Annotated in this window: 15 protein-coding genes and 1 pseudogene; 7 read left to right on the top strand and 9 right to left on the bottom strand. The window is 57.9% G+C overall.

The window, feature by feature from the left end; genetic code table 11:
• The first annotated feature begins 9 nt into the window (after nucleotides 1–9).
• Complete coding sequence (locus LN996_RS15405; protein ID WP_231341238.1) at nucleotides 10–846, top strand: polysaccharide pyruvyl transferase family protein; 837 nt, start codon at nucleotides 10–12, stop codon at nucleotides 844–846.
• A gap of 52 nt (nucleotides 847–898) precedes the next feature.
• Here LN996_RS15405 and LN996_RS15400 read toward each other — a convergent pair whose 3' ends face one another.
• The 9 genes from LN996_RS15400 to LN996_RS15360 all read right to left on the bottom strand — a co-directional run bounded on the left by LN996_RS15400 (nucleotide 899) and on the right by LN996_RS15360 (nucleotide 11,886).
• Nucleotides 899–1,564, bottom strand: a complete 666-nt coding sequence (locus tag LN996_RS15400) for a hypothetical protein (RefSeq protein WP_231341237.1) — start codon at nucleotides 1,562–1,564, stop codon at nucleotides 899–901.
• Nucleotides 1,561–3,627: a glycosyltransferase family 2 protein gene (locus tag LN996_RS15395; RefSeq protein WP_231341236.1), complete on the bottom strand. Its 2,067-nt coding sequence runs from the start codon at nucleotides 3,625–3,627 to the stop codon at nucleotides 1,561–1,563. The genes LN996_RS15400 and LN996_RS15395 overlap by 4 nt, the downstream gene beginning before the upstream one ends.
• A 399-nt stretch (nucleotides 3,628–4,026) precedes the next feature.
• Nucleotides 4,027–4,752, bottom strand: coding sequence for a hypothetical protein (locus LN996_RS15390; RefSeq protein ID WP_231341235.1), 726 nt, complete (start codon nucleotides 4,750–4,752; stop codon nucleotides 4,027–4,029).
• 38 nt (nucleotides 4,753–4,790) lie between these two features.
• Entirely contained in the window at nucleotides 4,791–5,747 is a 957-nt protein-coding gene (locus LN996_RS15385) for a GSCFA domain-containing protein (protein ID WP_231341234.1), read from the bottom strand.
• A 131-nt stretch (nucleotides 5,748–5,878) separates the two neighbouring features.
• Nucleotides 5,879–7,084, bottom strand: a complete 1,206-nt coding sequence (locus LN996_RS15380; protein WP_231341233.1) for a glycosyltransferase — start codon at nucleotides 7,082–7,084, stop codon at nucleotides 5,879–5,881.
• Between the two features lie 62 nt (nucleotides 7,085–7,146).
• On the bottom strand, nucleotides 7,147–8,328 hold the full coding sequence (gene wecB, locus LN996_RS15375; protein ID WP_231341232.1) for a non-hydrolyzing UDP-N-acetylglucosamine 2-epimerase: 1,182 nt from the start codon (nucleotides 8,326–8,328) through the stop codon (nucleotides 7,147–7,149).
• A gap of 589 nt (nucleotides 8,329–8,917) precedes the next feature.
• Nucleotides 8,918–10,567: a hypothetical protein gene (locus tag LN996_RS15370; protein ID WP_231341231.1), complete on the bottom strand. Its 1,650-nt coding sequence runs from the start codon at nucleotides 10,565–10,567 to the stop codon at nucleotides 8,918–8,920.
• A 215-nt stretch (nucleotides 10,568–10,782) separates the two neighbouring features.
• On the bottom strand, nucleotides 10,783–11,361 hold the full coding sequence (locus tag LN996_RS15365) for a YdcF family protein (RefSeq protein WP_231341230.1): 579 nt from the start codon (nucleotides 11,359–11,361) through the stop codon (nucleotides 10,783–10,785).
• Between the two features lie 60 nt (nucleotides 11,362–11,421).
• Nucleotides 11,422–11,886, bottom strand: coding sequence for an Lrp/AsnC family transcriptional regulator (locus LN996_RS15360; RefSeq protein WP_231341229.1), 465 nt, complete (start codon nucleotides 11,884–11,886; stop codon nucleotides 11,422–11,424).
• A gap of 170 nt (nucleotides 11,887–12,056) precedes the next feature.
• On the opposite strand from LN996_RS15360, the gene pdhA reads away from it, so the two are divergent.
• The 6 genes and pseudogenes from pdhA to LN996_RS15330 form a co-directional block, all read left to right on the top strand.
• On the top strand, nucleotides 12,057–13,250 hold the full coding sequence (gene pdhA, locus LN996_RS15355; protein ID WP_231341228.1) for a pyruvate dehydrogenase (acetyl-transferring) E1 component subunit alpha: 1,194 nt from the start codon (nucleotides 12,057–12,059) through the stop codon (nucleotides 13,248–13,250).
• Nucleotides 13,247–14,384, top strand: a pseudogene (locus tag LN996_RS15350) (alpha-ketoacid dehydrogenase subunit beta). Before pdhA ends, LN996_RS15350 begins: the two are co-directional and overlap by 4 nt.
• A gap of 2 nt (nucleotides 14,385–14,386) precedes the next feature.
• A complete protein-coding gene (locus LN996_RS15345) occupies nucleotides 14,387–15,856 on the top strand; it encodes a dihydrolipoamide acetyltransferase family protein (protein WP_231341227.1) in 1,470 nt (489 codons plus the stop codon).
• Between the two features lie 111 nt (nucleotides 15,857–15,967).
• The gene (locus LN996_RS15340) at nucleotides 15,968–17,386 is read left to right on the top strand and encodes a phosphomannomutase/phosphoglucomutase (protein ID WP_231341226.1); all 1,419 of its coding nucleotides are present in this window, start codon (nucleotides 15,968–15,970) and stop codon (nucleotides 17,384–17,386) included.
• A 338-nt stretch (nucleotides 17,387–17,724) separates the two neighbouring features.
• Nucleotides 17,725–18,975, top strand: a complete 1,251-nt coding sequence (manA, locus tag LN996_RS15335; protein ID WP_231341225.1) for a mannose-6-phosphate isomerase, class I — start codon at nucleotides 17,725–17,727, stop codon at nucleotides 18,973–18,975.
• Between the two features lie 405 nt (nucleotides 18,976–19,380).
• Nucleotides 19,381–19,901 (top strand): hypothetical protein (locus LN996_RS15330; RefSeq protein WP_231341224.1); only part of this gene is annotated, 521 nt, incomplete at its 3' end.

Genomic DNA, 19,901 nt, shown 5'->3' with positions numbered 1-19,901 from the left:
AGAACGCAGTTGGTTAGCATCTACGGAGTCGAGGTTTTTGCATGGAACCCCGTTCGGGCGGACGTCTCTGGACGCATGTGTCATGTCAATAACTTCGGTGACCTCCTCGGCCCCGCATTGGTCGGAAAGCTTGCTCAGAAGCAATTTTTCGAGCCCATCTTGTCTGACGATCCCGAGAATGGGTCCGCCATAAGCCCGAAACTGCTGACAGTGGGTTCCATAATGCACTTTGCCGGGGACCTGGATACCGTATGGGGCTCCGGGGTAAACGGAAAAGTCGGTGTGGTGCACCACAAGTTCTCCAAACTCGACCTAAGGGCGCTCCGAGGTCCGCTTAGTGGCAAGTGGCTTGAAGAGCACAAGGGCATTGAGGACCCCGGGGTGTACGGGGACCCTGCCCTTCTCCTGCTCGATGCCATGCCTAACCTCGCTGATTTGAGCCAACAAAAGCGTTTCAAGTTGTCTGTCATACCAAACTTCCACGATTTCGACACCTACCGGGATCTACCGGAAGCAGTTAATCCAAGAGGATCTGTAATCGAAATCCTCACCCGTCTTGCCCAAAGCGAACAGATCGTCGCTTCCTCCCTGCATGGGTTGATAGTTGGGGAGCTGCTTGGCATTCCTACAGCCCTTTTCAAGCCCTCTCAGGAGAGTATTTTCAAGTACGAGGACTATGTCATGGGTACAGGGAGGAAGGGACTTCTTTGCCATGCAACTCTAGATGATGCCGTCAGGGCGCTGGCTGGAGATCGTGAGATCTTTGATGAACCTTTGGCACTTTGGGATCCCGCTCCGCTCCGGCAATCGTTTCCTTCTGACTTGTGGGAGCCCGGGAAGCAGTAGTCATCGAATCGTCAACACGACTGCTTACCGAGCACCCACAGGTGGTGTCAGGCTAGGAAAGATGCTCGGCGCACTCGGCCATGCCCAAAGTCAAGCCAACGCTGTCGAGCAGACGTTGAGCACCCGAGAGGACTGGCGCAGGTAGTGCTTTGCCTGACCGACAGATGGCAACCCCAGCTGCGCTCAAGTCCGTGGACAACAACACGCCACTCGCTATTTTGCATAGATCATCTGCGTATGGCTGCGGCAAGAATTCAGAATGCAACCACGAATTTGTAGCGACGTCCAAGCTGTCCATGGTAAGAAGAGCACCCGAGTTTTTGTCCGTCGGTAGGAGGGCAACATCGAGTCGTCGCTGTTGTCCGATCCGATTCGAACGCGTCGTGTGTTTATGCCCCGAACTCATGTGGAGGATGGAATCTCCATGGGGTGAGTGGTTCTCGCCATAGCTCACAGGCTCAACGCGCACGCCATCCGTCCGGTGAAACGCTTCAATTGCACGGGCTACTTCCGACGACACGCGCCCTGTAAAAGAGAGGCGGTTTCCACTGTACGAACCAAATACCAGGGCCGCCGCAATTGCTAGGCGATCTTGATCGAGGTTCTCGATCAGATAATCCATGTAATACGTTTCGAGTACCGGATGGGAGTCACCCGCCTCAGGGACGGCAAGGATGCCCGATCTCCCGAAATCGTTCTTTGTCCATTGAACTTTCATTTTGTTTCCTCAGAGACTCGAAGCGCTAGGCAGAGGTCACGCGCAGGGTCGGCGGAGCCCTTCGCGACCAGGAACGCTCTACCGTCAGAGTAATTAGCCTCTGCGGTCAACGAATTGATTACCGACACACTCAGGCTGAGATCGTGTTGATCCAGCACTGTGTACTGGTAGGAGGCTTCCGCATCGGAACCACTGAGGACTACGCCCTCCGACTTGTCCACGTCTGCGTCCTTTATCACGGTACTGGCTGATGGGTGGGTCAAGACCAAGTTGTACCGGCTTGAGGCCCGGGTTGCGTGGTCAGCAACGCCTTGCATGAGAATTTCCTGAGCTGAAGCTACTCCGTCTTCAAAGGCCGAGAACTCAACCCCACTAGTTCGGAGAGCTGCCAGCCCCGCCCACGACACTCCGGCAAGGATATTGGTGCGGGGTAGCAGCTCATCCCATGCAGGTTCCACGGGTTCGAGGGCTCCGGTCTGACGCGGACTTGCAGGATCGAGGCTGCTATCGATTTCCCCGGGCATAACATTGCAAGTCACGCGTCGCGTGACCAGGTGGTCAGGCAGATATGGCCTGACCGTCTCTTCAAAGGCCTTGTTGGCCATATTGGAGAGCCATTCCTCGGATGCGACAACCTTTGTTGGGTCACCAGAAACACCGTTGGCAAACTTGAGCATGCGTTGAGACATCTTGGCCGAAGCTTGCTGAATTTCACCGGCGCTACGCGTTATTTGGCCGCCATGAAGACGACGAAGAATGAGGTTTTCACCGGTGTGCTTCATCTTTATGCCGGAACGCACCATTCGAAGCGCAATGTTATTGTCCACACCGCTCTTGAGCGATTCATCGTAGCGGAACCTTCTAAAGACATCCGCACGAATTAACCAAGTAGGGTGTGTGGGATTGTTTCCGTACCGTAGAGCTGTTTGCATGTTGAACAGACGATGCACGAGGCGGTGAACTTCGCCCGTGGCGTTGTCAAAATGCACGGATACACCGAAGCTACCGTGGTCGCCAGGCTCCAAGGACTCAAGCTGGGATTCCAATCGCCAGGGGAGCATAATGTCGTCGTCGTCATGAACTGCGATGAAGGCACCTCGCGCTTGGTCTGCTCCGAAATTCCTCGAGGCAGAGATGCCATGGTTCTCGCGCGGGAAATAGCGGATTCGCTCATCAGCGAAGGCCGTGACAACTTCGCCTGTATTATCCGTACTTCCGTCATCAACCAGGATCACTTCAAAGTCCTGTACCGACTGCGCAACTATCGAATGCAAGCACTCCGCCAGGTACTCACCGCGGTTATAGGTTGAGATGATGATTGAGACTAGTGGACCATCATGGGGCGCAGAGGAACGCCAGCCCAACAGGTCGCCAAACATGCCAGGCTTCGAAGATCCTCCAGCCAGCGAGTTGACATCGACGTTCGGGATCGAATGCATTTTGGTTGCAAAGGTGAAGACTGCCGCTGCCGGAGAGGCCCATTCCTCGCTGAACCCAAAGTGCTTGCCACGCTGGGCAAGATCTTCCAGTGCCGCTGGTACATCGGCTATGGCAGGCTTAAGCCCGCGCAGGGTATGAAGAAGCCGACGCGGGATCGCCACAGCTGAGAACGACGCCTTACGCGGGGCCAGGACCGCGTCGGTTCGCGGCTCTCCTTCTGAAACAATGAGCGCGTCTATCTCTGTTTCATCCAGAGCGCTAAGCGGCCTGACGACTCGCTGAGGGAACCGGATAATCGAATCTGGATGGCTCTCTGCCAATTCCGATAGTGCGGTGCTGGCTTTCTCTGCGAGCACAGTGCCAGCTGCCATTATCAGCACGAAAGGTTCCGAAATCGATGACAGCGCTGTGTTGACGGCTTGGGCTGCTGTCTCGGATGCTGGGTCGTATCGATAGTTCCCACCGTCAACCCCGCCGGAAGCTTCTGTTCGGTCTGGCGTCAAGACAACGGGGTTTATGCCGGCCCAACGCAGAGACTTCAGTGTGCGTTCAACGGTGTCGCTGTCGGTGCCGGGTCCCGCCACCACAAGCGCTCCGACCTTATCGGACAAGTAGTCAGGCATCAGACAAGTCTTCCTTTCACAATGACCTTAAGGTCCTCCGCGTCGTCGCTGCTGAAGTCTGATACCGCCCAGATACTGGATACCGCTCGAGCGGGGGACAGCAGTTTTTGACCCCAAGGAACCACTTGCAAACGGACTTCCGTTACGCAGTTATCGAAATTCAGTCTCGGCAGGGCATAGGCGTTCGGGCCGGCTGACGTGACGTACTTGAAATGCCCTTGGAGTGCGCCAGAGAAGGACCACGTACCGGGGACGACGTTAGCCATTGCAGGTGATTTCACGAGCGCGACAAGTAACTTCTCATCCACAGACGTTTTCAAGTCAACGACGAACTCAACGGACCTAACAGGTTTTGGGAACTCCAAAACATACTCAATAGGCGAAGGTATTCCCGCCATCTTATTCTCCCATGCCAATCTTTAGTTCATTCAAAATATCCTGCGTAACGAGTTCGCCGTAGTGGGAATTCATATGAAAATAGTCACCCTTCGTGTAAGGGCTCTCAGGGGTTTGGTCTTCGACATCAGCCATCCCATAATGAGATTTCGTGAAACCGGGTTCGGCCAGGGTTTGCGGTGGCTGCCGTAGTACACGTACACCCTCATCCTCAAGACGATTCAGCATGACGCCGTAAGTGTCGAGCAGTTGATCTATATCATCTGAGTCGACTATAGATTTGAAGAAGCCAAGATTGCGGTCTTGGCGACCGATAATCCATTCGAGAGGCATGGGTTGCTGAGCGTAGAATACCGGAAGATTCGAGTTTTTTCGAACAGCGTCAATGACTCGCTTTGCCTTGGAAAACTGAAAAAGCTCATCCGTCATGGCGCTGTATGCGGGTTTGGAAAGGAGATAAGCTCCGTTATTTCCTTTGTTCTCAGCGGACCGATATTTGGCATGGGTCTTGGCGAGTGCCGTGAGTGAATAATGCATACCGAAAACAATGAAAGCGTCATAGCTGTTTAGGTCAACATCCGCCGAGTAGGCGCAAGTAATGTCAGGAAACTCCGCAACCTTTGTTGACCCACTCTGCAACGTCAAGGGCAAGGTTCCGTACGTGCGTTCAATGTGGAACCCGGCCTGCATGGTTGGATTTGTCGCGGCCTTCGCCTTCCATACCGGCATGATGTGGCCTAAGTGAGAGTCTCCTATAAAGCACAATTTCATTTCCCAAACACCTCCAGGAGAGCTTCCTCGCAGAGGAGTTCCTCTGCAGTCACAATGTTCTCTGTCTCGGCTCCACCAATTGCCGGATGTGAGCTAAAGAAGTGCGTCATGACCTCGCGAACTCCTTCCGGAGTCACTGACCGCAGCGTGTCGTCCCAGTGGCGGCCGCGTGCAGGGCTGCCGGTAATGATCTCAAACGAAGGGAAATAAGCAACGTCTTCGTACTTCTTTGCGAGATCACCTACTGCGGCTCGCAGTACGGACTTTGAGTAGGTTGTAGAAACCAGAACGTGGTCGTCCGTTGCCGTGGCGGCGAGGGCAACAGGGGAGACAGTCAGCAAGAACTTGATATGCGGGTTGTGGCGTTGGATGAGTCCGCGAAGTTCTTCGAAGTCTGCAACGACTTCCGAGTAGCTGAAGTTCTTGAAGCTGAAGACGTCTGGATCGAAGTCTCCACAGAGCGTTCCTGGCGCTGTCGGGAAAACGGTACCGGAATTGTGATCGACCCATCCCTCAGTCAACCCGAATGTGTAGACCAAGACCGAGGCAGTGCCGAGGAGCTTCCTCACCGCAGCCAAGTGCTGTTCCCGGTGCACTATTACTTCGGACTCGCTGTCCAATCCGACCGGTTCCACTGAAGGTCGCAGGGCATCAAAATACTTGTCACCCTTTTTCCATATCCAGTTGCTCGGCTGACGTTCACCATAAGCTTCTTGAACCAGCTGCAGGAGTTGGCGCACGTAGTATATGTTGCCAAATCGCGCCGAATATACGCCGAAGCCGAACCGTTCTCTGGTTTGGGGTGTCATCGAGCCGGGGGCCGGCTCTGCGTCGACCACGTTGAAGCCATTGGAGCGGAGATTAGTGGCAATGTGCTGAGCGAAGCAGCTGCCGGCAGTAGCGACTGCATCGTCGGGGCCGATGTCGAACTTCTTCTCGTAGAGTCCACTCATGGACGTGCCCTGATTGTCTGATATCGCGGCTCGCCAGAATGAGGTCGCCGGTCTTCCCCGATAGGGTGAGCGGGCTCTGGGTTCCTCGAGCTTGTCGTGAGTATGTGCCATGTTGCTTACTGCTCCTCGCACTAGGGGTTCCTTGAGCTAGATTTCGTGGCGTTGCTGTCGAGCTTCCAAAGCACGCGGCGGGAGAATTCTCTGGATAGCTCGGTAGCGTCGAACTGATCTGCGTAGATTCGGACTTTAGATCGCACATCGTTTTCAAAGAAACGATCCGCCTTTGCGAACGCCGTCACCAGGCTCTCAATTGAGTTGTCCGCCACTCGTTCCCCAATTTCGTCGGACATGTTCTCCCAGATCGCGGGGACATCGGAGGCGATGACCGGCAGATCGAAGCTCTGGTACAACAGGACTGCCCCGCTATTCAACATCCGCGTGTACGGAGCCAAGCCCACGTCTGCCGCTCGCATATAGTTCTGCACTAGATGGTTTGGAACCTTTTTGGGCTCAATCAAGACGTTCGGATGCTTCAAACACTTCTTGACGAAATCGGCTACCTCAGGTGATTCGTCGGCCATGCCGCCGACAAGGAGGACGCGTCGCGTGTCTGGATCTTGAGAACTGAATTCTTCGAACGCCTTCAAGAGGCGATCCAAGCCCTTGTATGCCTTGAGAGCGCCGAGGAGGACGTACACACGATCGTTCGGCCCAATGCCGAACTCAAGCCTCGCGTTACTCCTTGTAACGTAATCTTCGTACGTCAGCCGATAGTTCGGATGAGGCACATTTACGAGCTTGTTCTTGTCAATGGTCAGGGCTGCGGACATCATTTCCGCCGAAGCGTCGGAAAGAACATGGAGCACGTCTGCCTCTTCAGCCAAATACTGCTGAATCTGCATTTCCAGGTCTGGGTAACGGGAGTCATGAGGGATAATATTGTGGAGTGTCCATATGATTTTGCCACCCTTGGACTTTATGTCGCTGACGGCCGCGCGGAAATCTTGAATCTTCTTTTTAGCCGTGGCATAACTCGTAATCCCTTGGAGGATAAATGAGGTCCAATGGATGTGCAAAATTACAGTAGAAGATTCTGCAGATGGCATTTTGAAAAGTTTGTGGAAGTCCCAGCTCTTGACCACTGGAACTGTTGCGATGTTGTAGTCTTCGGCCGCGCGATATAGGAGGGCTTGGTAGGGGTTGGTGCGGCCCACTGGCGTATATCCGAGAACGTGTGGCCTACCCACGGAGTTTGCCTCAAGCATCTCGACCGCCTTGACTGCTTCCGTGATCGGCGAGTTGTCCTCTTTGAAATAGCCCTTTAGTTTTAACTGCATTCTGTTCCTCCTGCCGCGTTCTCACGCGGAGTCAATGATTAAAGTCCAAACTGGGGGCCTGCTTAGTTCGTGCTTTTGGTGCTGTAATCATCTTTGTCAGAGTCGCATAGGAAATCCGCGCACCTGACCCCTATGTTCAGCAACTGCTGCAATGCAGCCACAGTTCGTTCTGCTGCTTTTCCGTCACCATACGGATTCACTGCATTGGCCATTGATTCGAATGCAACATCGTCGTTTAGGAGTCGTTCGACCTCTTTAAAAATTCTCTCCTCGTCAGTGCCGATGAGGGCGACAGTACCGGCATGTACCGCTTCCGGCCGCTCAGTGTTGTCGCGCATCACCAACACAGGCTTTCCAAGGCTTGGGGCCTCCTCTTGAACGCCGCCCGAGTCAGTAAGGACAACGTGCGCCAAAGAAAGCAAGCGAGTAAATTCCCCGTAGGCAAGCGGTTCCGTGACTAAGACATTCGACAAGTTGTCGATTGCGGGGAGGACCGCTTCGCGGACCACGGGATTCTTGTGGGCCGGAAGAACAATTAGGAGGTCCGGTTCGGACTCTGCAATGCGTGCTAGGGCTCTCCCCATTCCACGCATTGCATCACCCTGGTTTTCCCGCCGATGTGTCGTGACGAGCAGAATCCTGCGACCGCTGGCAGCTACGTCCTCAAGCTTGGGGTCGGAAAACGGCAAATTCTTGTTGACCGTGGCCAGAAGAGCATCAATCACCGTGTTACCGGTGACGACGATCGCATCCTCGGAAATTCCTTCGGCAAGGAGATTCGCCTTGCTTGTGTTCGTAGGCGCGAGGTGCAAGCTGGCGATTTGGCTCGTAATCTTGCGATTGGCTTCTTCGGGAAACGGGGACATTGGATCGCCGCTACGTAGTCCTGCTTCCACATGCACGACGGGAATCCCGTGGTAGAAGGCGGCTATGGCTGCAGCGGTGGAGGTGGTCGTGTCTCCTTGCACGATAACAGCGTCAGGTTTGTCCATGGTGAAAAGTCGCTCAAGTCCATCGATGGTGCGGGTCATGATGGCCGATAACGACTGTCCGGGCTGGAGGATGTCGAGATCGTGAACGGGCACGATGCCAAATAGCTCGTTTACCTGGTCCAGCATCTCGCGGTGCTGACCTGTGACCGTAACCACGCACTCGAAGTCTGTGGACTCATTCAATGCGGTGATGATCGGTGCCATTTTGATGGCCTCTGGACGAGTACCGAAAATTGGCATGACTCTGGGCATGGATTCCCCCGGGTGCGGCAGTGGCTGACCAGCCGATGCTACCTCACGGTCAATCGACGTGATTAATTATGTAGAACGGCGAATATTGCTCACCCTGCAAAGATCAAGGTCAGCACCATGATGGGGATACTTAGTGAGACTAGGATCACAGCAACCAGGGCTACTAGCCGCTTCTTGCGCGGAGTGGTCTTTTCGTGACTTTTTGCCCGTGGTAGTTCATCACTGGCCCGTCCGGCAATCAGCTGTGGGTCTTTGGGCGGTCGGACTGCCCCCGGGCCCCTCTGCTCGGGTTTCAGCGGCTTGGCGAGAGCCTGCGGGCTACCGTGCCCAGTCGGAACGTCCCTACCGAAACTGCGTTTGCGCATGTGCCGCGGGGAGGGCGAAAGGGCCGCCGTTTGGCGGACACTATCCGTCATTTCTTCACTCCTCAGATGCGTCCAAAGGAAACATGGCCACAATCAATTCTTGCATCTGAGGAGTGAAGCACCACATCTCGCCCTGCGTTGGCGTCGATTGAAGGCGCGGTGGAAGTCACCGGCCAAAGCGGCGGGCTTACAGTACCTGCTGTCGCCCGCCGCTCGAAGGCCTTTCAGCCGCGGTCGGAGTAGGGGGCGTCGTTCCTGACTCCATAGCTATTGACCACATTGATCATGTAGTACTTACCTGAGCCTAAGGTCGTGCTTCCCAACTGGGCCAAAACGGATTCCAGCCGTGGGTTGATTCCCTGCTGTGCGCCGTAGCTGGGGTTGTAACTTGAGGAAGCAACCGTTTTGTCGAACACCCGGCCATAGGCATCGGTCCACTTGACCTGAACTGTTCCGCCGCTCAGATTGTGCCCTGTTACTAAGACATTGCCATTTCCGTAGAAGATAGAATCTGTGATGACTGGGGTCGTACTCGTGGCTTTGAGTCGGTCCAGCATGGGTGCGTAGGTCCCGTTACACGTGAAGTATGGATCCCACATGAACGATATGACCTTCCCGGGCGTGTTCCCCAACTGCTGGAGCTGCCTGTTGATGCGGCTCGTTGTCGTTTGACCCCTCAGGCTGTTTTCGCAGGGATTCTGGCTCGTAGCAGGGGCCATTCCTTCCAAGTTGGCCCACAGCTCGACGCCCGTGCCTTCAACTCCTTCTGCCATAGCCCAAAAGTAGTCCCGATTAGGTGCTAGATACTTGCTGCCCCAGGAGCCGGTGCCGACGATCGCGGAGGCGTATTGATCGACAGCGTTTCCGCTCTCGTTCCCGAAAAATGCTCCCGCCTTTCCGGTGCCCATACCGTCTTGTACTGCAATAGCGAGGGAAGCTCCGTTCGATGTGTTTGCGATGTTGTGAACAGCCTGCCGAGCTTGGTCGATGGTGATTCTGGCGGCTGCGGACTTCCGGGTGTCGATGTAAGGGCTCACTATTGCCGAGCGGGTAGGCAGTATTTCTTCAATTGCGGCGTTTTGGATGTCATAGATTGTCAGCACCGAATCCCAGACGGGGCTGTCACTCAGAGGCATCTCGGTGTGGTGGTAGAAGCCTGCCAAACCTGGCACGTTGTTCACCTTGGCTTGATACTGGAGGAAGCGATCCGTGAACAGGGAGAAGGTTGCTTCATAGGAGAGATCGGGTAGGTAGGTGACATCGGTTCTCTTCACAGGCGCTGGCATGCCAGCGTAGTACTTCATTCCTAATGCGGTGGCCACCTTACCAAGAGATATAGAGATTGAACCGAGACCACCACTGATCACCACAACGTCATACACTCCGTTCGTCGACGTGCATCCGCTTCCTGACGTGGGTAATACGAGAATTGTGTATACGGAGCTTCCAGAAGTTACGGTCTTGTCCCGTGGGCACATGAGTGCCGGAGCTCCCCACGAACTGTTATCCGAGTATGTGAAGTATCGGTTCACGCTGATCCCAGATGCAGCTGCCTTTGCGCAGTTGACGCCAGATATCGTGCATGCCACCGGGATCGTGGAAAGCGTTGCTGGCTTGAGAAGGGAGCCGAAAGTGATGACTGTGTCACCGCCCACCGACTTAATGTCCGTCAGTTTCTTTGAATTGGTCGCATCGCTGGTACTGCCATAAATGAAATATCCGCTGATGGGATAAACGGGGGCCGGTGCCGCTTGGGCAATGGGTCCGTGAACGAACCCGATTACCAGAATGAAGGCGGCAAAGAGGCTGGCTATAAGATGCCGAGCGTTGGCGAGGTTGGTGGTGGCGGACGGCTTGGGCCGGAATTTTTCCACGATGGATCCTTGGGCTCGTAGGGTGAGACCTTGGACCTATGGCAAAAGGATGCCGCGCTTCATCCTCGAAACTCAAGAGTTTGACAAGAACCTTCAAAGGCCAAGAAATAAATACGGGCGGCGTTCAACTAGTTGACAAAGGCCCCGGTGTGGCCTTCGTGCAATGACGCGAATTGTCATATCAGAGAACTTTTTTGCACGATCCAAAGAGGGTTCTACTGAGAAGAGCACTCCGGTCGCACCCAAGTGTCGATTAATCCGCCGGTTTCGATCACAAACCGGTCCATCCACGCACCCGCGGAAAGGTCCGGCTGGGACCCAACCATCTGCACCTCGACGGACGTACATTGCCCGATCAGGGTGCCGGCGCGCATCACGTGATACTCCGACGTCACCACGGTCACAGACTTCCAATCATGTTCCGCAATCAAGGCGCGGAGGGCTTCAGCCTCGCCCCTCGTATTCAGCGGAGATGGACGGAAGCAAACAAGATCAGGATCGCCTTCGCCCGCCTCCTCCTGACAGAGCGCATCGCCCTCCACGTTGCCGGCCAGGCCTGTCGTTGAGACCACCAGGACGGGGATATCCAGCTCTTGCTGCAGGTTTTGGGCCACCGGCAGCCGCTCCTTGCTCATGCCGCCCAGGACAACGATCGCGTCCGTGCGGTGAGGGGTTGTTTGCGGGGGGTCATAGAAGAATTGAAAGGCTGCGATCAGCCAAAGCAATCCCGCCAAAAAACATGCCCCCATAACAACGCCAATGACACGCGTGGCGGGGGCAATTTTGAGGGGCACGGGGACAGTCTAAGGTTCGGAAATGGGTGCTCCCTCCCAGCCCGGAGCCGCCGGGAGCGCCTAGCGGGTATCAACGTCCTCAAATACAAGGAAAGTCTGCGTATCCAGCACTCCATCCATGGACTGCAATTGGTCGAAGATCACACGGCGAAGGTGGATGTTGTCTGTGGCCCGGACCAGGAGAATGACGTCGAAGTCGCCGCCCACCAGTGCGATGTGGTGAACCTCCGGAATCGCGCGGAGTTGTTCCTTGAGCTCGCGCCAGGAGTGCTGCTGAACCTTTAACGTCACATAGGCGGATGACCGTAGGCCTGCCTTGATGGGGTCTACCAGGGCAGTGAACTTCGTCAGCACCCCCTCTCCGGTGAGCCGGGCAATCCGCGAGTAGGCGTGAGCGCGGCTGATATGCACGTTCTCAGCCACCTGGGTGATGGACATGCGCCCGTCGGTGGTCAGCTCGCGGATGATGTCCCGGTCCACTCTGTCCAGGGGAACGGCGGTCTGGTCCGCCTCACTCTCACTCATGGCACTCCAAATCGTCTACAGCATGGGCGCGTTACCCAGCTCACAATTACAATTTGTCTTTCAGGATAGCCACTTATCACAAGCCCTTCCATGATTCTGCCGAAAGCTGGATACGAAACATCGCCGGGGAACATACTGGAAGCACATAGTGGCTAGAGAAGGACGGACCAATGACGATCCATGCAGACCACTCTGCGCCGGAAACGGCTGTAGAGGACCACGCTGCTGACGTTCGGACAAAATTCGGCATCAGCGTTGAGGATTACATGCTCCCCGCCCGGCACCAGATCCAGATGGTGAATCCGGACGGTACCCTTCGCTCCCATGACGAGCAAGGCACCGAACCCGGCCACGAGTACCCCACACCCAGCGATGCTGAACTGATGGCCGCTTACGAGAAGCTCGTCGTCGGACGTCGCGTCAACGACCAGAACTCTGCGCTGGTCAGGCAGGGCCGCATGGCCGTCTACCCCTCAAGCCACGGGCAGGAAGCCTGCCAGGTTGCAGCCGCCATGTGCCTCAGCGAAGGCGACTGGCTGTTCCCCACCTACCGCGACGCCGTCGCCGTCATGACCCGTGGGGTGGACCCCGTAGAGGTGATGACCATCTTCCGCGGCGACTGGCACGGCGGGTACGACCCCAAAGAGCACAACGTCGGCATCCAGTGCACCCCACTGACCACGCAGTTGCTGCACGCCGTCGGCGTTGCCCACGCGGCCAAGCTGCGCGGCGAAGACACCGTAGTGATGGCCATGTGCGGCGACGGTGCTACCAGCGAAGGTGACTTCCATGAAGCCCTGAACTTCGCTGCCGTTTTCCACCTGTCCGTGATCTTCTTCGTGCAGAACAATAAGTACGCCATCTCCGTACCGCTCAGTCACCAGTCCGTGGCGCCGTCGCTGGCCCATAAGGCTGTTGGCTACGGCATGGCCGGTGAGCGCGTTGACGGCAACGACCTCGTCGCACTGCTCGCCGTGATGGACCGGGCCGTGAAGCTGGCGCGCGAAGGCTCCGGGCCCCTGCTGATCGAGGCCCACACCTACCGCATGCAGGCCCACACCAACGCCGACGACGCCACCCGCTACCGTCCGGACAGCGAAGTCGCCGAATGGCAGGCCAAGGATCCGCTGGCGCGCATGAAGTCGTACCTCACGGACAAGGGTCTCCTCGATGACGAGGCCGGCAACAGGATCGCTGAGCACGCCGAAGCCGTCGCCACCCAGCTTCGTGAGGGCCTGGGCGAGGATGTTCCGGTTCAGCCGCTGGACCTCTTCAAGTACGTCTTCGCCAAGCCCACCCCACAGCTGAAGGAACAGTCCGAACTGCTCGCCAGCGAACTCGCACGAGAGGAGAGCGCAAAATGACCGTCACCACCACTGCCAGTGGCACCACCACAGCCAACGTCAGCGCAGCCACTGCCAGCGCCCCCCCATCCGCGGCGGCCCCCCCCCCGGCCCCGGCGGCGGCGGGGGCGCCCCGCCACCGCAGAGGCAACTGGCCCGCAGAGCCTCACCATGGCCAAAGCGCTCAACACCGCGATGGCTGATGCCATGCGTAATGACCCGTCGGTCCTGGTCTTCGGCGAGGATGTCGGCATGCTGGGCGGCGTCTTCCGCATCACCGACGGACTCATGGCCGAATTCGGCGAACAGCGCTGCTTCGACACGCCGCTGGCGGAATCAGGCATCGTCGGGATGGCAGTGGGCATGGCCATCAACGGCATGCGTCCCGTCATCGAAATGCAGTTCGACGCCTTCGCCTACCCGGCCTTCGAACAGATCGTTAGCCACGTAGCCAAAATGCACAACCGCACCAAGGGCAAGCTCAAAATGCCCATGGTCATCCGCGTTCCCTACGCCGGTGGCATCGGGGGAGTGGAGCACCACTGCGACTCGTCCGAGTCCTACTACGCCCACACTGCCGGCCTGAAGGTTTACACGCCGGCCACCGTGGCCGACGGCTACCGCATGCTGCGCGAAGCCATCGACTCCGATGACCCCGTCATGTTCATGGAACCCAAGAAGCTCTACTGGTCCAAGGACCAGGTGGACTTGGGTGCCTTGCGGGCGGAGCACGACGCCGGCACCTCCACCGAGGGCCGCGCAGCTATTGCCCGTCCCGGCACCGACGCGACGCTCATCGCCTACGGCCCGTCCGTCCCCACCGCACTCGCCGCGGCTGCGGCGGCTGCCGAAGAAGGCCGCTCGCTAGAGGTCATCGACGTCCGCACCCTCGTCCCCTTCGACGACGAGACCGTCTGCGCGTCCGTGCGCAAGACGGGGCGCGCCGTCGTGATTGCCGAGGCACATGGCTTTGCGTCCGTGTCCTCCGAGATCGTGGCCCGCGTTCAGGAACGTGCGTTCCACTACCTGGCCGCGCCGATTCTCCGTGTGACCGGCTTCGACGTTCCGTTCCCGTCTCCCAAGCTGGAGCACTACTACCTGCCGAGCGTCGACCGCATCCTCGACGCCGTCGACGACCTTCAATGGGAGGACTGACCATGAGTTCAGATATGCAGGTCTTCAAACTGCCCGACCTGGGAGAAGGCCTCACCGAAGCCGAACTGGTGAACTGGCTTGTCGCTGTTGGCGATGAGGTCAGGGTTGACCAGCCCATCGCCGAGGTTGAGACCGCCAAGTCCATGGTTGAGGTGCCCTCGCCTTACGCCGGAACCGTTGCAGAGCTGCACGGTGAGGCCGGTCAAACGCTCGACGTCGGTAAGCCGCTGATCTCGATTGCTCGCATTGGTTCTGCGGCGGCTGCGCCCGCTGTCACCGCCGAGTCTGCCGCTCCCACTGCCGTTTCCTCGGGAATCGAGGCCTCACCCGCCGTTGATGCTGCTGCGGAGACGTATCGCACCGAGGAGAAGGCCGGTTCCGGCAATGTTCTGATCGGCTATGGCACCCCTGGTGGAGTGACCGGTGGGAGAACCCGCCCCCGCAAGACGAGTGTCGCCGTCGCCGATCGTGCCGCTGAGCCCGCTGCTGAGTTCCCTGCTGAACCCTTGATGGAGCCGGCGGTTGCCGGGACCCGTATCCCAGGCAGGTTGAGTGCAGTCATCTCACCGCTGGTCCGGAAGATGGCCCGCGACCACGGTGTGTCCCTCGACGCGATCGAGGGTTCTGGTGCCAGTGGGCTGATTATGCGCAAGGACGTAGAGGCAGCCATTTCTGCGCCGGAGGCTCCTGCAGCTCCTGCCGCTCCTCCGTCCAGGGCAGAGGTGCCGGCCGCTGCAGAAGGTTCCGTTGACAGCCGTACGGGCTTGGCTGTATCGGCCCGGACGCCGGTTCGTGGCGTCCGCAAGGCCGTTGCTGCGAACATGACCCGCAGCCGTTCGGAAATTCCCGAAGCGACCGTATGGGTGGACGTCGACGCTACAGCGTTGCTTGAGATGCGGGCAGAGCTCAAGAAGCGCGCTCCGCACGATACCCCCGGGCTGCTGGCTTTCATTGCCCGTTTTGTCACGGCTGGGTTAAAAAAGTACCCGGCCCTGAACACGCGCTTTGAAACTGCCGCTGACGGTGCGCAGGAGATCGTTGGCTTCGACGGAATCAACCTTGGCTTCGCCGCCCAGACCGAGCGTGGACTCGTTGTCCCGTCGGTCCGCAACGCGCATGGGCTGAGTGCCCGTGAACTGGATGCCGAGATCCGCCGGCTGACCGCCGTCGCACGAGAGGGCAAGGCGACTCCAACAGAGCTTGGCTCGGGCACCTTCACGCTGAACAACTACGGTGTGTTCGGCGTGGACGGCTCGGCCGCGATCATCAACTACCCCGAGGTTGCGATGTTGGGCGTGGGCCGCATCATCGACAAGCCTTGGGTGGTCAACGGTGAACTGGCCGTCCGCAAGGTCACCGAACTGACCTTGGCTTTCGACCACCGCGTGTGCGACGGCGAAACGGCCGCGGGCTTCCTGAGGTACGTGGCTGACGCGATCGAGAACCCGGGTGGAGCGCTCGCGGATATGTAGGCGGAGGGGTGACGCAATCGTGCGTCACCCCTTTCTGCGTGTGGGCAATGTCACTATTCATCTAGGTGTGCGTCATCTGGTGATCACGCGTACCACAGTAGGATTGAGCGCGTGATTAGCGAGCAGAACAAGACATTCGACCTCTCGGCATCCTTCAAGGCGTACGACGTCCGCGGGATCGCGGGTGAATCCATCACGGCTGAAATCGTCGAGGCCGTGGGCGCTGCCTTTATCGACGTCCTGGGCCTCGAAGGCGAGACCGTCCTGGTCGGCGGCGACATGCGTCCCTCCTCGCCCGAGTTCAGCCAGGCCTTTGCCAACGGCGCAGCCACGCGTGGAGCGAACGTCCAACTGCTGGACCTGATCTCCACCGATGAGCTCTACTACGCATGCGGCGCTTTGAACGCCGCCGGCGCCACGTTCACCGCCAGCCACAACCCTGCCGAATACAACGGCATCAAAATGGCCAAGGCCGGTGCCCAGCCCATCTCTTCGGAGTCCGGGCTGAAGGAAATCCAGGCCCTCGCAGAGCAGTACCTGAACTCCGGCACCATCCCTGCAGCGGCCAACCGCGGCGAGATCGGCGTGCACGACGTCCTGAAGGACTACTCCGAGTACCTGCGCAAACTCGTGGACCTTTCCGGCTCCCGTCCGCTGAAGATCGTCGTGGACGCCGGCAACGGCATGGCCGGGCTGACCACCCCGGCAGTCCTTGGAGACAAATTGCTCCCGGCACTGCCGTTCGAGATCGTCCCGCTCTACTTTGAACTGGACGGTTCGTTCCCCAACCACCCGGCCAACCCCCTGGAACCGGAAAACCTCCGCGACCTGCAGGCCGCTGTCATCAAGCACGGCGCGGACATCGGACTGGCCTTCGACGGCGACGCTGACCGCTGCTTCGTGATCGACGAAAACGGTGAGTCGGTCTCTCCGTCCGCAATCACCGGCATGGTTGCCCGCCGGGAGATCGCCCGCGCCCAGGCAGCAGGGGAACAAACCCCTGTGATCATCCACAACCTCCTCACGTCCAAGGCCGTGCCCGAGCTCGTGGCCAAGGACGGCGGCCGTGCGGTACGGACCCGCGTGGGACACTCCTTCATCAAAGCCGTCATGGCCGAGGAAGGCGCCGTATTCGGCGGGGAGCACTCCGCACACTTCTACTTCCGGGATTTCTGGAACGCCGACACCGGCATGCTCGCCGCCATGCACGTCCTGGCAGCCCTCGGCGAGCAAGACGGACCGCTCTCCGAGCTCGGCCGTCAGTACGAGCCCTACGTCTCCTCCGGTGAAATCAACTCGGAAATCGAGGACAAGGCAGGCGCAGTCGAGCGCGTCCGCGTCGATTTTGAAACCGAAGACATCGACATTGACCACATGGACGGCAGCACGTTCACGGCCAAGGACGGCAGCTGGTGGTTCAATCTGCGCCCGTCCAATACCGAACCCTTCCTGCGCCTGAATGCTGAAGCCAAGGACCAGCCCACCATGGAAAAGATCCGCGACCGCGTCCTCGCGCTGGTCCGGGCGTAACGGTAGAGCCTCAGCTTCATAGGTTTTGCTTGTGGGTCCTAGGGTGCGGTGTTCTTACATCGCACCCTTCCTTTCTTGTCCAAGCTGAACGCTGAACTTGATGGCCGAAGCCACTTAGTGGCTGACTTTAGGTGTACGGCTACAAGGGCATACAAGCTAACAACGGTGAGCACTTCCCGGCCCACAGACGGAACCACAAATTGGAAAGATCCGGTGACCCATACGTTTGAGGAAGCAAGTTCGGAGCGAAACTTGGACTAACCTCGTGATGCGAGAAGACGCGGTCTCGTCGGTCCAGTCTCTGCCCATCTCAGCCCAAACATTAAGGAACTTCAGACTTGTATCAGATTGAGAATGTATCGCGGCCTTACGCGTGGGGTTCAACGACGGCGATAGCCGACTTGCTCGGTCGTCCCGCCCTAGGCGGGCCGGAAGCAGAACTGTGGATCGGTGCCCACCCGGATTCACCCTCCATGGCCATCCATCCCAATGGCGCGAAACAGCCGTTGGACGAATTGATTGACTCCAACCCGCTGCACTTCCTGGGCACCGAGAGTTTGGCCGCGTTCGGTCCCCGGTTGCCGTTCCTCACAAAGATCTTGGCCGCCGACCAGCCCCTCTCGCTGCAGGTACACCCCAGCCTGGACCAGGCACGTGAAGGGTACGCACGAGAAAACGCGGCCGGTTTGGCTGCCGATTCCACGGAACGAAATTACCGCGACGATAACCACAAGCCCGAGATGATTTTCGCGCTTACCCCCTTTCGAGCACTGTGCGGATTCAGGCCGACAGCAGTTGCCAAAAGCATCTTTCAACACCTCGCCACCATTTTGGATTCAACGGCCAATGGCGTTCCGGCCATCGTCACCGGTGTCATCGCAGACCTCACCAATACCGACGAATCTTTGGCGCTCCAAGCTGCGTTTACTCGCTTGATCGAGGGCGGTAGGAACTCGTCGGACGCCGTGTTGGAGATCGTGGCGGCTCTGCGCTCAGGCGCATTGCGTGAGCCGCACGAGGAGGCCCTCACTGCGATGGTAGAGATCAACGAGGCATTCCCCGGCGATCCAGGTGTGCTCATCTCGCTGCTCCTCAACCACCTATCCCTCCAACCTGGTGAAGCTGTGTATCTTCCAGCCGGTAATATCCATGCATATCTCCATGGCATGGGTGTCGAAGTTATGGCTTCCTCGGACAACGTGCTGCGCGGGGGCCTTACTCCGAAGCATGTGGATGTCCCGGAATTGCTGAGGACGGTGCGTTTCGAATCCCTCGGGGTGCCAAGCGTGTTTGCTGACGGGAGCGAACGCGGACAGGAACTGTACCGACCCCCGTTTGAGGAGTTTCAGCTCCAACGCATTGACTTGAGCCCAACCGATGAACCGGTGGCTCTGGCACAAAATGGACCAATCGTCGTCGTGGTTGTTTCCGGTTCCGTGGTTCTAAGTTCGATTACCAAAGACCTCCTTTTGGAGCGTGGCGCTGCTGCATTCATAGCCGACGCCGAAAGTCCGGTGGTTGTCAGTCCCTGCCGGGGGGTCACGGCAAACAGTGTGGCCTTTGCCGTTACGACGGGACTGGGGAGTTGAGCGCGATGTCAGCTGCAAGCCCCTGCGTTCAAGGTCGTGTGCTCCCTGATTAACGACGGGCACTTGCATGTTGGCAGCGAGCAGAAACCGGCCTTCGAGAGCAACTCGCGCGGCGCACAAACGGTTCGAATTTCTTCGGCGCGTAGCTGACTCAACCGACAGTCCGGGGGACGGATTCATAGACTTACCGTAGGGGTTGGCTCCGGCCGGCTGTTGATGGTTCCCCGGTCTTCGTAATCGGGGTGTTACTTCTTTGCCGTTTTTCAGATTGTCATAAACAAGAGTGCGGCGCAGTGCAAGTCAAAAGTCTGCTTACAATCTCCCGGGGGGGTCAGTTGGTGATCTCCAACTGCCTGCGACCACCCGACTCAGGGTGGGCGCCATGTCCGTAGGATGTCCAGAAACATGCTCAAGAATTTCAGTGCCCGAACGCTTACTGCGTCCGGCACAGTAGTTGCGACTCTCTTATTCAGTGGGGGAGCGACCGCGCTTCCCGCATCGGCTCATCTCGACGAAGGAGGTTCAGTTTCGTCGGCGGCCTTGAATTACCGGGCTGGCCTCCAGGACCAGTTTCTCTTTTTCATCGACGGCGATGAACACGACCCTTCCATTCGCGCAGGAGTTGCAGTGCAGGAGGCCGCTTCTAAGGTTGATGTTGCGGTCAAGAGCCTTAAACGAAACCAATCTGGTGAGTTTGTAGCAACCCTGGAAAGGGCGCTTTCCGCGGCTGATACGCAACTCTTTTTGATTTCTCTACGTTCAAATGCAGCGGTGACTCAAGCTGGAGCGGACTCAGTAAAGCAGTCCGCCAAAAGTGTTGCGGGCGGACCCTCTGACCTGAGTGCGCCGGTGTTGGTGAGTTCGTCAGTGAGTAAGACGTCATTTAACCTGGCTGAGGGGCCTGCGGTGGTGACTGTTTCTGTACG

Source organism: Arthrobacter sp. AK01 (assembly GCF_021109375.1).
Taxonomy (GTDB): Bacteria; Actinomycetota; Actinomycetes; order Actinomycetales; family Micrococcaceae; genus Arthrobacter.
The sequence above is the reverse complement of the archived record's forward strand: the minus strand, read 5'-3'. Positions and strand labels throughout refer to the sequence as shown.